Below are 13674 nucleotides of genomic sequence, written 5' to 3' on the forward strand. Positions count from 1 at the left end.
CATGGGGCAAAGTGAATCACACACTTATAGCGTGACATTGTGTGTTTTATCGACATTTTAGTCGTAATTCAAATTTGACAAAAAAAAAGACGCAAACGGTTGCCTTTGGTGTTACATCACAAAAACAATTGCTATATAATGCGCTCGCAATGACGAGGTGGAATCGGCATAGGTTCGACAGGGCTTATTTTAAGTGTCTGAATTTATTCCAATATCACCTTAATCAATTGCATAAGAGACCTAAGCACATGAGAATTTTGCGTGGCTCCCCAGCTCTTTCTGAGTTTCGTGTTAATAAACTACTGGAACTTTGTCGTGAACAAGATCTGCCTGTAACTGGCATTTATGCCGAGTTTATGCACTTTGCCGATCTAAAGTCTGACCTTGATGACCAAGAGTTAGAAAAACTTGAAAAGTTACTAACTTACGGCCCAACCATCGAAGAGCATGAGCCAGAAGGTCTTCTACTTCTTGTTACGCCTCGTCCAGGCACTATCTCGCCTTGGTCTTCTAAATCTACCGATATCGCTGTTAACTGTGGCTTGGATAAAGTGAAACGTCTAGAGCGCGGTACGGCTTATTATGTCGAATCTTCAGTTGTTCTATCAGAAGCTCAAGTTGGCGCTGTCAAAGCGTTAATTCATGACCGCATGATGGAAACGGTATTTACAGAATTTGAAGCTGCGTCAGCGCTGTTTACAGTCGCTGAGCCTAAGCCAGTGGCGCATGTTGATATCTTAGCGGGCGGTCGTCTTGCGCTTGAAGAAGCAAACGTTTCCCTAGGCTTGGCACTCGCAGAAGATGAAATTGATTACTTGGTAGAGAACTTTACTAAGCTTGGGCGTAACCCAAACGACATTGAATTGATGATGTTTGCTCAGGCGAACTCGGAGCACTGTCGCCACAAAATTTTTAACGCAGATTGGACTATCGACGGGGTAGATCAACCTAAGTCTCTGTTCAAAATGATCAAAAACACGTTCGAAACGACACCTGACTATGTACTGTCTGCATACAAAGACAACGCGGCCGTTATGACGGGTTCTAAAGCGGGTCGTTTCTTCCCAGATCCAAAATCACGCCAATATACTTACCACCATGAAGATGCACACATCTTGATGAAGGTAGAGACGCACAACCACCCAACGGCAATCTCTCCATGGCCGGGCGCATCGACTGGTTCAGGCGGTGAGATCCGTGACGAAGGTGCGACGGGTATCGGCGGTAAGCCAAAAGCGGGTCTGGTTGGTTTTACAACCTCTAACTTACGTATTCCTGGTTTTGAACAGCCGTGGGAAACCGACTTTGGCAAGCCAGGTCGTATTGTTAACGCGCTAGACATCATGCTTGAAGGTCCTCTAGGCGGCGCGGCATTCAACAACGAATTTGGTCGTCCAAATCTATTGGGTTACTTCCGTACTTACGAAGAAAAAGTGACCTCTCACGCGGGTGAAGAAATCCGTGGTTACCACAAACCAATCATGATTGCTGGTGGTATGGGTAACATTCGTGACGAACACGTGCAGAAGAAAGAAATTCCAGTGGGTGCGAGTTTAATCGTACTTGGTGGTCCGGCAATGAACATCGGTCTTGGTGGTGGTGCGGCGTCTTCGATGGCATCTGGTCAGTCAGCAGAAGATCTGGACTTTGCTTCAGTACAGCGTGAAAACCCAGAGATGGAGCGTCGCTGTCAGGAAGTGATCGACCGTTGTTGGCAGCTAGGCGACGACAACCCAATCGCATTTATCCACGATGTGGGTGCGGGCGGTATCTCTAACGCATTGCCTGAACTTGTCGACGACGGTGAGCGTGGCGGTAAGTTCCAATTACGCGATGTACCAAACGATGAGCCGGGCATGAGTCCGCTAGAAATTTGGTGTAATGAATCACAGGAACGTTACGTTCTTGCGGTAGCGCCAGAAAACATGGAAGCATTCGATGCAATCTGTAAGCGTGAACGCGCACCATATGCAGTGGTGGGTGTGGCAACTGAAGAGCGTCATCTAACGCTAGAAGATTCTTACTTCGACAATACGCCAATCGATATGCCAATGGATATCCTGCTTGGTAAGCCACCGAAGATGCACCGCGACGCAACCACACTAAAGGTGGAAAGCCCTGCCATTGTTCGTGATGGTATTGAGCTTAATGAAGCGGTGGATCGCGTACTTCGTCTTCCTGCGGTTGCAGAAAAAACATTCCTAATTACTATCGGTGACCGAACAGTAACGGGTCTGGTTGCTCGTGATCAAATGGTTGGCCCTTGGCAGGTACCAGTAGCAAACTGTGCAGTAACAGCGGCAAGCTATGACACTTACCACGGCGAAGCAATGTCGATGGGTGAGCGCACGCCAGTGGCATTACTAGACTTTGGTGCATCGGCTCGCCTAGCGGTTGGTGAGTCACTAACGAACATTGCGGCAACAGACATCGGTGATATTAAACACATTAAACTGTCTGCGAACTGGATGTCGCCAGCGGGTCACCCTGGTGAAGATGCTGGTCTTTATGAAGCAGTCAAAGCGGTGGGTGAAGAGCTCTGTCCTGCATTAGGTTTGACGATCCCAGTTGGTAAAGACTCCATGTCGATGAAAACCAAGTGGGAAGAGAACGGCGAGAGTAAAGAAGTCACTTCTCCACTGTCGCTAGTTATCACGGCATTTGGTCGTGTGGAAGACGTACGTAAGACCGTGACTCCACAACTACGCACTGACAAAGGCGATACTTCTCTAGTTCTTGTTGACTTGGGTAACGGCAAAAACCGCTTAGGTGCGACAGCATTGGCACAAGTATACAAACAGCTTGGTGATAAACCTGCTGACGTAGATAACGCAGAGCAGCTAAAAGGCTTCTTTGATGCAATGCAAGCGTTAGTACGTGATGACAAGCTAGTGGCTTACCACGATAAAGGCGACGGCGGTCTGTTTGTAACACTGGCTGAGATGGCGTTCGCGGGTCACTGTGGCGTAAAAGCGAACATCGCAGAACTGGGTGACGATGCGCTAGCCGTTCTATTTAACGAAGAGCTAGGTGCGGTTGTTCAAGTTAAGAATGATGATCTGGATTCAGTTCTATCTACTCTGGCGGCAAACGGTTTAGAGGCATGTTCACATGTGATTGGTTCTGTTGAAGCTTCAGACGACTTTATTATCACTTCTGGTGATGCAGTTGTGCTTGAACGTTCACGTACCGAACTACGCGTTATCTGGGCTGAAACAACGCATAAGATGCAGGCGCTACGCGATAACCCAGCATGTGCAGACCAAGAGTTTGAAGCGAAGAAAGACAATTCAGACCCAGGTTTAAACGTTAAGCTCAGCTTCGACGTAAATGAAGACGTTGCAGCGCCTTACATTGCAAAAGGTGCGAAGCCTAAGATGGCGATTCTACGTGAGCAGGGTGTTAACTCCCACGTTGAAATGGCAGCAGCGTTTGACCGCGCAGGTTTTGAAGCAACCGACATTCATATGAGTGATATCCTAACGGGTCAAGCCGTTCTGGATGAATACCATGGCATAGTAGCTTGTGGTGGCTTCTCTTACGGCGACGTACTAGGTGCGGGTGAAGGCTGGGCTAAGTCTATCCTGTTTAACGCACAAGCTCGTGAACAGTTCCAAGCGTTCTTCAACCGTAAAGAGACGTTCTCTTTAGGTGTATGTAACGGTTGTCAGATGCTTTCTAACCTGAAAGAACTTATCCCGGGTGCAGACTTGTGGCCACGTTTTGTTCGTAACGAATCTGAGCGTTTTGAAGCGCGCTTTAGCCTAGTTGAAGTTCAGAAATCTGATTCTGTATTCTTCGACGGTATGGCAGGTTCGCGCATGCCAATCGCGGTTTCCCACGGAGAAGGGCGTGTAGAAGTACGTGATGCAGAGCACCTAGCAGCGATCGAGGCATCAGGTACGGTTGCGGTTCGTTACGTGGATAACCTCGGTAACCCAACACAACAATACCCGAACAACCCGAACGGTTCGCCAAACGCGATTACCGGTTTAACAACAGCAGACGGTCGCGTAACTATCATGATGCCTCACCCAGAGCGCGTATTCCGCACAGTTGCAAACTCTTGGGCTCCGGAAGGTTGGGGTGAAAATGGCGCTTGGATGCGTATGTTCCAAAATGCCCGTAAGAATATCGGTTAATTAACCAAAGGTTAATCTAGCTTAAGTAAAGCGTTGGTTGAGAGACCAGCGCTTTCTTTTTTCTTATCACTCTTTTTTCTTCGTCGATCTTTCTCGTGACTAGGCGAAACGTTGCTTTGTTCTGTCTCTTCTTTGTCATCTATTATCTCGCATAAAAAACTTGCAGCGTTTAGATTACTTTTATGCTCTAATACCGCGCTTACCAAGGGATGGTGTTAAACAGCTCAGCTTAGATGGAGTTATCAAGTTGACCGAATCCCTGATTGATCCCTAAATCCCTTAGGAAATGAAAGAAATGTCTAAGAATCCAAAATTTGCTATCCGCGTCACTGAAAAACGTAGCGGCTGGAGCGCAGAAATCACTCGCCAAGTGACATCTCGTAAGACTGTAGTATCAAAGCGTGAAACTGGCTTTGACAGCGAAGAGAAAGCACAAGCTTGGGCTGAACAAGAACTGGCTGGTTTTATCCAAAACCAAGTGGTTCGTAACGAGCGTAAAGCAGCGCAACGTCAAGAGCGTGAAGCAGAACAACTAGCGGCAAAAGTTCGTAAAGAAGAAGCCCGCAAAGCACGTGACGCTGAAGTAGACGCTGACGAAGAATAGATTCAAGTCGGTGAGATGGTGACGTCACCCATCAAACAAAAAGTGAAAATGCCCTGAGCTTTGTCTCAGGGCATTTTTTATTGTATCGACTTAAAAACAATCCGAAGATACTGACAGACTAAACGTACCGTCTTCAGGGGCTGCAAATTGTTTATTGCCAGGAAGAAGGTGAGGGTTATTAGCATAAGTGCGATGTGTTGACTTGCCCTTTGCCGAGTGCCTCTCTGGTAAATCAAAGTGTTGCAATCCGTCAGATAGATCGTTTGCTTCACCGTAGTCGAAATGCGTTGCGACGTCTTTAGGCTGCTTGGCGTAACGACAGTGATCCGGCTTTCCATCTTCATGCCAAGTTAACGCGTTTGCTTTGGCGTCTAGATTCAGATTATTTGTTGTTGGTTGTGCGTAATGATCCTCAATAACCTGGTGCTGACTCAGCTCTTGTAAGTAGTCAGCAATGCTCTCAGAAGTCTGTGCCAGGCTTTGACTTGCTGGAACGAAGCAAGCAAGAAGAAACAATGTTTTTAAGTTGTTCATAGTGTGTATGCAAGCAAAAAGAAATGATAGTACTGATAAATAAAACGGTGTGCAATTATGGTTGTTCGTTAAGAAACAGCAGGGCAGTTAATGTCTGCCCTGCATCTTTTAGGTATGGTTAGTATTGATAAGTGAGGTGCAGTTTGACTTCGCGACCAGGCGAAGGCACGCCATTAGATAGGTATGCTTCGTAGTAACGATCGGTTAAGTTTTTCACAACAGCGCCAACACTCAAGCCTTCGACTTGTTGTATTTCCCAAACCACGTAAGCGTTTTGTAGCGTGTATTGCTCACTTGGCGATTTCACTTTTAAATTGTTGCCACTTGCCTTGGTTTTGGTTTGCGCATCATACCAACGGACTTCCCAGCCCGTACGTAAACCCGGAATCCATTCGTAACCTAAACCCAGATTAATGTTTAATGGTGGCACATCAGGGTGATCATCATCTGAACCTGTAGAGTCAGATAAACTGCCTTTGTTTTTGCCGCGAATGTAACTTGCTGAGAAATTACTGTAGAAATCTTCAATCCGGTATTGTGAAATTAGCTCAAAGCCGTAGTTTTTAAAGCCATCTAGGTTTGTATTCCAGCTTTGTAACTCAGTAGTATTTTTGTCGAGGTTTTCGCCCGTTCGTATATCAACTGTGTCGCTAACATCGTTATAGAACAAAGTTAACTCTGTTGCGAGGTTATCGCGAGAGTTCACCAGCCCTTCCGTTAAGTTGATAACGCTTGCTTGATAAGCATGGATACGAGACACGTCCAGATTCAAAGCAGTAGCCGTAGCGGTAGCTCGCGCATATTGCACTGAGTAGATGTTATCAACGGTTGGTGCTTTTAAAGCGTAGGCGTAGGAGGCGTTTAAACGCGTATTATTGGTCGCATCAAAGTCGATATCCAAACGTGGGCTAAAGCCTTTATGCGTCGTTTCACCGTAGTCATGTCCGGCGGCTGGATCATTATAATCTGGCGCGGCGTTCCCTTTTCCTTCACTCTTGATGTATTCGTAACGCAGAGAAGGTGTGATGGTTAGACGGTCTGTTGCTTGATAGTGATCAGCAATGTAAGCCGCATAAATTGACTGAGTGCCAGATGGTTCGTAGTAAGGGGTATACCAACCGTAGTTTTTGGCTTCATTACTGTCGTATGATGCGTTGAATACTAATGAGTCTCTATCGGTTTTTTGATATTGAAGCCCTGTCACTAGAGTGTGGTCTCCGAACTGCGCTTGGTTAAACACATCAGCATAGTCACGCTCGTAACTCAGCCAAGACTCGTGACCGTAACTGCCAACAGAAACGAACATTTTCTCGAATGCCACGTCAGGGCGAACCCAGTGACGATCGTTTTCAGAACGTGCCATTTTGATATTGAAATCAATATACGGGTTAGTCGGCATGTAGTGGTAAGAGATGGTCGTGGTGTTATCCGTGTATTTATTATCGACGGTGTATGCGTATTTGGCTTTTTCTAATGATCCGTATTTCTTGATGTTGTACTCAGTGATGTTAGGCATTTTTCCGCGGCGGTTAGCCCAAGGTTTACGACCTTCATCTTTGTAGCGAGTGTGGCTAATTTCAAACTCGTGATCGTTGTTTTCATAACCGACTTTTACGAGCATGTTTTCTTGCTCATAACCTGAGTAATCCAGCGTTTCACCACCACCAACTTTAATGTCATCAGAATCTTTTACAGAGCCATTCGCTAGAAAATAAAAACCAGCATCGTTTTTACCATAGAGTGTTAGCGTGTAGGCATTCTCATCGCCGTTGGTGTTATATGCACTTGAGATGCGAGCACCAAAGTTTCTATTGCCGTACAGTAGGTCATCGACACTCTTGGTTTTAATACGAATTGAGCCACCAAACTTTCCGTTGAGTGCTCGATAGTCGTGCGCGCCCTTGATAATTTCTGCTTCACCAATCAAGAACGGATCAAAAAAGAAAGTTCCGTAGCGGTATTGTTGAAAGCCAATGGGAGCGCCATCGACAAATACGGCGATATCGCTTGGATCATCAAAACCACGAATATTAATACGTTCGCCGCCGGAACGGCCGCCGCCATCTAATGATGCGCCCGGAACAGCATCGATCATTGAGGCAAAATTGGAGTACTGTTGCTCTTCAATCTCTGACCAATTAATGGTGGTTTGCGCAGGCTCTGCAATGGTAATAGGTTTGGCATAACGCACACCGATGACTTCAAGCTCTTCATTTGGCGTTGTCTCGGCATATGAATAAAGAGGGAAGAGCAAAGTCAGTGAAATGAGATTTACTTTGAATGGATGACTTTTTAATCGTTTCATATTGATGATTTATAGTGTTTTTATGAAGCTCGGATTATAAGAACATTATTACGATTAATAAATGATAATGAGATTAATTATCAAATGTGTTTTTGCGATGGCTTGTAAAGTTTTTTATCCATTCGTGGAAACTACGATGAGTATCGTTAGCTTACAGAAAACAAAAAGCCCAGCATCATGGACGCTGAGCTCATTGGCTTTTAAACAAAATGGTGCGAGCACTGTTGCTCCTTTCGAGCTAATCAAGTGCGTACTTGGTAGGAATTACTGAGTTTCTAACGGGATCTGTCCGGTAGTCAGTGGCTCGACATCGAACTCGGTCAGTCCTTCAATGTAACTTTCAACGGCTTGTTCTACCGAATCATCACCTTGGTTGAAGTAAGCAAGGTGGAAGATCGCATCGCCTTCATTAACCAGTGGCAAAGTTTGTTGACCGATCACCAAGCCACGCTTAGGCGCTTTGAGCTCTACCTCATCATGTCCAAGAGGAGAGCTGATATAGGCGAGCGTTTCACCCTGTTCCACTTTGTCTCCCAGATTAACGACAGTACGCAAAATACCGTTACCTGACGCACGAACCCAGCTGGTGGACTTCGCTATGATAGGCTCTGGCAGCTTTTTCCTGCTCGCACGCAACATACCAATGGCTTGCATTACGCGCCGAACCCCGAGTACACCAGCGCTGATCGAAAGTGGATCAAAACGCAATGCTTCGCCAGCCTCGTAGGTGAGCACGGGGATATCACATTTTTCTGCTTCACTGCGTAAAGAGCCATCACGCAATGCTGAGTCAACAATCACTGGCGTCGCAAACGCCTGAGCAATACGCAGAGTTTCTGGGTTGCTTAAGTTTGCGCGAATCTGTGGCAAGTTCGTGCGGTGAATGGCCCCGGTGTGCAGATCCAAAATGTAGTCACAACGCTTGGCAATGTTGTTAAAGAACCCGTGTGCCATTCGAGATGCAAGCGCGCCTTTTTCACTGCCAGGAAAACAACGGTTGAGATCTCGTCGATCGGGCAAGTAACGTGATTTATGGATGAAACCAAAAACGTTAACGATAGGTACTGCAATGACAGTGCCTTTCAGTTTTTGTGGATCCAGTTGGTTAATGATCTGACGAACGATTTCTACGCCATTAAGCTCATCACCATGGATAGCAGCATTCACCATCAACACAGGCCCTTCTTGTTTCCCATGGATGATTTCCACAGGAATAGATAAAGGCGAATGTGTGTATAGCTTCGCTGCTTCAAATTCGATCTCTAATCGTTGTCCTGGTTGTATTTGATGCCCTAAGAGCTCAAACACTTTGCTTTTTTTACTTCTGGCCATAAACCATCTCTGTCAAATGCGTTATCAGCAATGTAACAATTGCTGCAAAATCGCACTAATCATTCTCATTAAGGACACGACAAATTACTTTAATCGTCATGCGCGAAACCTCAGCATGTGTGAAGTTTTTGTTTTCAATATGATCTTTTCTATCAGTTTAATACATAACGAGAGGTACAGAAGGAAGAGCAATCATAGGCTTAAAAAATGTGACTGTATTAAAAATAATACTGATAATGAAGGACAAAAAAACGGACTTTTAACCCTACTTTTTATCCGATAATATCCGCGCCGAATTTGAGGTCTAACATTTCTAACTAGAGGTTTTGATGAAAAAGGCAATTGCTAAAATTGGTGCATTGACTGCTGTAGCAGTTTCACTTTCAGGTTGCGTTGGCAGTAATGCCGTGACAGGTTATGTCATGGGGTTTAACTTGAAAGCTGTAGATAACCGTTACGCTCGAGGTGGTCTAAACATGCTTTTAGCACCTGTTTATGGTGTCGCAATCGCAGCGGACTACATCGTGTTTAACTCTCTAGAGTTTTGGACGGGTAAGAACCCTTTAAATGGTAAGCCACATATCTTCGATACAAAGATGGATACTTACATCGATGTAAACCACCAGTTAGATAAATCGTTAACGACTGCGCCAATTGCACCGTTAGCGAATAACCGTGTTATTGAGCAGGGTCGAATGCAGCAAATCGATGAGAATACTGTTCAAATGGATATTACTTACAATAACGGCGAGAAGGCGACACTCATGGGTGTGCGCGATGGTGAGTTTGTCACTTACTACATTGATGGCGAAGTCGTTGCACAAACCTCAATGGATGAGCTAGCTGCTTATACGCAAAATCGCGTGTAATTTGGTCCAGCCAAACAAAAAAGGGTGCCGTAAAGCACCCTTTGTCGTTTTTCGTGGTTGAATTACGCTTTCTCGGGAATTGCCTCTAGAAGCGCTACCATTTGGTCCCAGTACAGCTGGACGGTATCAATCTTCACTTTCTCATCTGGTGAGTGAGGGAATTTTATTGTTGGACCGAAAGAAACCATATCCATGTGTGGGTATGGTTCTTTAAACAGGCCACACTCAAGACCAGCATGGATGACCATGATGTTCGGCTTATGACCGTAAATGCCTTCATACATATCACGGAAAATTGCCATGATCTCGGAATCTGCATCTGGCTTCCAGCCAGGGTAAGCACCTGAGAACTGAATTTGTGCGCCTGCTAATTCAGCAATTGAACGTAGCATACTCTCAACTTGGCTGCGGCCAGAGTCAATGAGAGAACGAATCAAGCAAAGCACGGTGACTTTATTTTCTTCTGTGCTGATCACACCAACATTTAGAGAAGTTTCAACAACGCCTTCCACCTCATCACTCATACGCATTACTCCGTTTGGACAAGCGTTAAGTGCCGCAATGAAGCGTTGCTGATCGGCGATTGAAAATACTTGTGCGTCAGTCGTGAGCACTTCATTAAAGGTTACGATACCTGTTTCGATTTTACCCAGCTCAGTTTTAAGCAGATCAATGTAGTGATCGAACAACTCTGCAAGTTTGTCTTGGTTTTCAGCAGGAAGAGCGACAGTGACAAACGCTTCGCGAGGGATTGCATTACGTAAGCTACCACCACGGAATTCTACCAAACGTAAATCAAGCTCTTGCGCATGACCCGCGAGGAAACGACCAAGTAATTTGTTGGCATTACCGCGACCTGTGTGAATGTCACAACCTGAGTGACCACCTTTTAGGCCTTTCAGCGTTAGTTGACATGTCACGAAACCTGCAGGTGTTGCTTCTCGAGAAATATCGAAAGTCATGGTGCCATCAACACCACCAGCACAACCCATGTAGACTTCGCCTTCTTGTTCAGAGTCTGTGTTGAGAAGGATCTCACCTTCTAACCAACCAGCCTCAAGACCAAATGCGCCAGTCATGCCTGCTTCTTCATCAATCGTCAGCAGAACTTCGATTGGGCCGTGCTTAATGTCTTTAGATGCCAATACAGCAAGGCAAGAAGCCATACCAATCCCGTTATCTGCACCAAGCGTCGTGCCTTTCGCCGTTACCCATTCGCCATCGATGTAAGGTTGGATTGGATCTTTGGTGAAGTCGTGTTCGGTGTCTTCGTTTTTCTGCGGCACCATGTCGATGTGTGCTTGAAGTACAACAGCCTTCTTGTTTTCCATTCCAGGTGTCGCGGGCTTTTTGATGAACACGTTACCGGTTGGATCACGGCGAACGTCAAAGCCTTGCTCTGTTGCCCAGTTGATAATGTACTGTGCTAATGCTTCTTCATGTTTAGATGGGTGAGGGATAGAACAAATCTTATCGAAAAACTGCCAAAGTGGAGCAGGTGATAAGGTACTGATCTCAGAATGGAACTCAGACACGGAGGACTCCTTTTGATGTGCTTTGCCAAATATATAACGTAAAAATATTGTCGAGATAGCATTAAATGCTAGACGATTTGGCCTTCAAATTGCCGTTTAGCATACCACCAGATAAGGAGTACGAGTAGTCGCGTGCACAAGGATTTCTCTCAGAACTGTCACAGTTTGTGAACACAATAACAGGCACTATGTGTTCTTTATCATACATTCTGAAAGTGGCTTTATTTTTTAATTCACAAAACTGTAATTTAATTACAGTTAAACTTTGATAAAGGTCAATTTATACATTTTTTGTGATTTTAATCACTAAAATGCTTGTAATTAAATTTCTTGGTGGTATATTTGTAACCAGCTTCTGAGAGAAGAATGAAATGCTCAAAGGATGAGTCCGTTTTATCGCCTCCAAGGAACCGAGAAATCAACGAATGTTTAATTGATTTAAAAGGTGATAGTTATGAAAGGTTTACCAAGTACAATGTTCTGGAATAGCAAGTCTGTTTACACCGGCAACTTTGTATACCCAACAAGCTTTGGCTACTAAGTGAAGTCAACGCATGTGACTCGAACAGTTTGTTCACCCCTATAAATTGGAATTTTTTTTCAGTGATAGTGCTGACATGATTCGCCGCCACCCAAATTGGGTGGCGTTTTTTTATCTCCACTTTCTCTTTCTGACATATTTTCTGCCATCAAGGCTGGATTCTATTCTCCGTTCTTCAGTTTTATCGACTTTCCCGTCAAATCCACCTAGATATGACGCTTAAAACGCCCAGTTTCTATTTGAAAGTTTAGTACATTGTTCAGTTTTTATTCTGTTGTTGGGTTCTGAGCAATAATTATTAATTGTTGTTTTATAAGAATATATTTTCTGTTTTGCTTTTAAGAATTAGCGAATGGGTTTCATATCCAAAGAAAAAAATCGCATTAGAGTGAAGATTCTATCTAGAATTTGCTATTTGATAACTTTATAATTCCCGCCAATCGATTACGCAACCGTTTACTTTTTACCTTTACAGGATTCGATCATGCTCGAGAGGCTTTTTAAGCTCAGTGACAATGGCACAAATGTGCGCACTGAGATCATTGCAGGTGTTACCACCTTCCTAACCATGGCTTACATTATTTTTGTAAACCCAGCGATCCTGTCGGATACCGGTATGGACCGTGGTGCCATTTTTGTTGCAACTTGTCTTGCGGCCGCTATCGGCTGTTTCATCATGGGATTTGTTGCCAACTACCCAATTGCACAAGCACCAGGAATGGGACTGAACGCATTTTTCACTTACTCTGTTGTGTTGGGAATGGGCTATACGTGGCAAGTTGCGTTAGCGGCGGTGTTTGTTTCAGGCCTGCTGTTTATTCTTTTGAGTATATTTAAGATCCGTGAGTGGATTATTAACTCGATCCCGCATTCTCTTCGAACTGGTATTTCAGCCGGTATCGGTCTTTTCTTAGCATTTATCGCATTAAAAAATGCAGGCATCGTCGTTGATAACCCTGCGACATTAGTTTCTATGGGAGACATCACATCATTGCCATCTGTATTGGCTGCGATTGGTTTCTTCCTTACTATCGCGCTTGTTCACCGTGGTGTGAAAGGTGCGGTGATGATCGCCATTCTTGGTGTTACAGCGCTTGGCCTTCTATTTGGTGATGTGCAGTGGGGCGGCATTATGTCTACGCCACCAAGCATTGCACCAACTTTCATGCAACTGGATTTCTCTGGTTTGTTTGAAGTTGGCATGATTTCCGTTGTGTTCGCTTTCCTATTTGTCGATTTGTTTGATACCGCAGGTACGCTAGTTGGCGTTTCTCAAAAAGCAGGCCTCACGGATGAGAATGGCAACATCCCGCGTTTAAACAAAGCGTTACTTGCAGACTCAACAGCAACGTCAGTAGGTGCACTACTTGGTACCTCAAACACCACATCTTACATTGAGAGTGTTTCTGGTGTGGCGGCTGGTGGTCGTACTGGTCTAACAGCCGTGGTTGTTGGTGTGCTCTTCCTACTTGCTCTATTGTTCTCACCACTAGCAGGAATGATCCCAGCTTACGCAACATCGGGCGCTCTGTTCTATGTCGCGATTTTGATGTTGTCTGGGCTAGTAAGCATTGATTGGCGTGACCTAACGGAAGCATCACCAGTTGTTGTGACTTGTTTGGTGATGCCATTAACGTTCTCGATTGCAGAGGGTATTACGTTAGGCTTTATCGCGTACTCGGCGATCAAATTATTCAGCGGCAAGGGCCGTGAAGTGTCGATGAGTGTGTGGGTGATGTCTGCCATCTTCATCGTCAAATACCTCGTCGGTTAATTTCTCGAGCAAAAAGCCAGTGTGGATTTATTCACGCT

General features: G+C 45.0%; 8 protein-coding genes. 4 read left to right on the forward strand and 4 right to left on the reverse strand.

Annotated features, from left to right (window positions below; translation table 11 throughout):
• The first annotated feature begins 248 nt into the window (after positions 1-248).
• Positions 249-4142, forward strand: a complete 3894-nt coding sequence (purL, locus tag R2S67_RS14720; protein WP_317345345.1) for a phosphoribosylformylglycinamidine synthase — start codon at positions 249-251, stop codon at positions 4140-4142.
• A gap of 295 nt (positions 4143-4437) precedes the next feature.
• Positions 4438-4746 carry a DUF3622 domain-containing protein gene (locus R2S67_RS14725; RefSeq protein ID WP_317345347.1) on the forward strand — a complete coding sequence of 103 codons (309 nt, stop codon included), beginning with the start codon at positions 4438-4440 and terminating at the stop codon, positions 4744-4746.
• A gap of 90 nt (positions 4747-4836) precedes the next feature.
• On the opposite strand, the gene R2S67_RS14730 is transcribed toward R2S67_RS14725, so the two are convergent.
• The 3 genes from R2S67_RS14730 to R2S67_RS14740 all read right to left on the reverse strand — a co-directional run bounded on the left by R2S67_RS14730 (position 4837) and on the right by R2S67_RS14740 (position 8917).
• Positions 4837-5280 (reverse strand): DNA-directed RNA polymerase subunit beta, encoded by a 444-nt coding sequence (locus R2S67_RS14730; protein WP_317345349.1) that lies wholly within the window; start codon positions 5278-5280, stop codon positions 4837-4839.
• A gap of 118 nt (positions 5281-5398) precedes the next feature.
• Positions 5399-7585 carry a TonB-dependent receptor domain-containing protein gene (locus R2S67_RS14735; RefSeq protein WP_257897211.1) on the reverse strand — a complete coding sequence of 729 codons (2187 nt, stop codon included), beginning with the start codon at positions 7583-7585 and terminating at the stop codon, positions 5399-5401.
• A gap of 264 nt (positions 7586-7849) precedes the next feature.
• Positions 7850-8917, reverse strand: a complete 1068-nt coding sequence (locus R2S67_RS14740) for a succinylglutamate desuccinylase/aspartoacylase family protein (RefSeq protein WP_005391426.1) — start codon at positions 8915-8917, stop codon at positions 7850-7852.
• A gap of 329 nt (positions 8918-9246) precedes the next feature.
• Between R2S67_RS14740 and R2S67_RS14745 the strand changes: the two genes are divergently transcribed.
• Complete coding sequence (locus R2S67_RS14745) at positions 9247-9786, forward strand: DUF3332 domain-containing protein (RefSeq protein ID WP_047010162.1); 540 nt, start codon at positions 9247-9249, stop codon at positions 9784-9786.
• Between the two features lie 62 nt (positions 9787-9848).
• On the opposite strand, the gene R2S67_RS14750 is transcribed toward R2S67_RS14745, so the two are convergent.
• The gene (locus tag R2S67_RS14750; protein WP_317345352.1) at positions 9849-11321 is read right to left on the reverse strand and encodes an aminoacyl-histidine dipeptidase; all 1473 of its coding nucleotides are present in this window, start codon (positions 11319-11321) and stop codon (positions 9849-9851) included.
• Positions 11322-12346: 1025 nt separating this feature from the next.
• Between R2S67_RS14750 and R2S67_RS14755 the strand changes: the two genes are divergently transcribed.
• A complete protein-coding gene (locus R2S67_RS14755; protein ID WP_150916378.1) occupies positions 12347-13636 on the forward strand; it encodes an NCS2 family permease in 1290 nt (429 codons plus the stop codon).
• Positions 13637-13674 lie beyond the last annotated feature (38 nt).

This window comes from Vibrio sp. T13N (genome assembly GCF_032970445.1).
GTDB classification, from domain to species: Bacteria; Pseudomonadota; Gammaproteobacteria; order Enterobacterales; family Vibrionaceae; genus Vibrio; species Vibrio diabolicus.

Excerpts from the sequence above, each read along its gene's own strand:
- purL (WP_317345345.1), top strand. The coding sequence starts at position 249 with ATGAGAATTTTGCGTGGCTCCCCAGCTCTTTCTGAGTTTCGTGTTAAT.
- R2S67_RS14725 (WP_317345347.1), top strand. The coding sequence starts at position 4,438 with ATGTCTAAGAATCCAAAATTTGCTATCCGCGTCACTGAAAAACGTAGC.
- R2S67_RS14730 (WP_317345349.1), bottom strand. The coding sequence starts at position 5,280 with ATGAACAACTTAAAAACATTGTTTCTTCTTGCTTGCTTCGTTCCAGCA.
- R2S67_RS14735 (WP_257897211.1), bottom strand. The coding sequence starts at position 7,585 with ATGAAACGATTAAAAAGTCATCCATTCAAAGTAAATCTCATTTCACTG.
- R2S67_RS14740 (WP_005391426.1), bottom strand. The coding sequence starts at position 8,917 with ATGGCCAGAAGTAAAAAAAGCAAAGTGTTTGAGCTCTTAGGGCATCAA.
- R2S67_RS14745 (WP_047010162.1), top strand. The coding sequence starts at position 9,247 with ATGAAAAAGGCAATTGCTAAAATTGGTGCATTGACTGCTGTAGCAGTT.
- R2S67_RS14755 (WP_150916378.1), top strand. The coding sequence starts at position 12,347 with ATGCTCGAGAGGCTTTTTAAGCTCAGTGACAATGGCACAAATGTGCGC.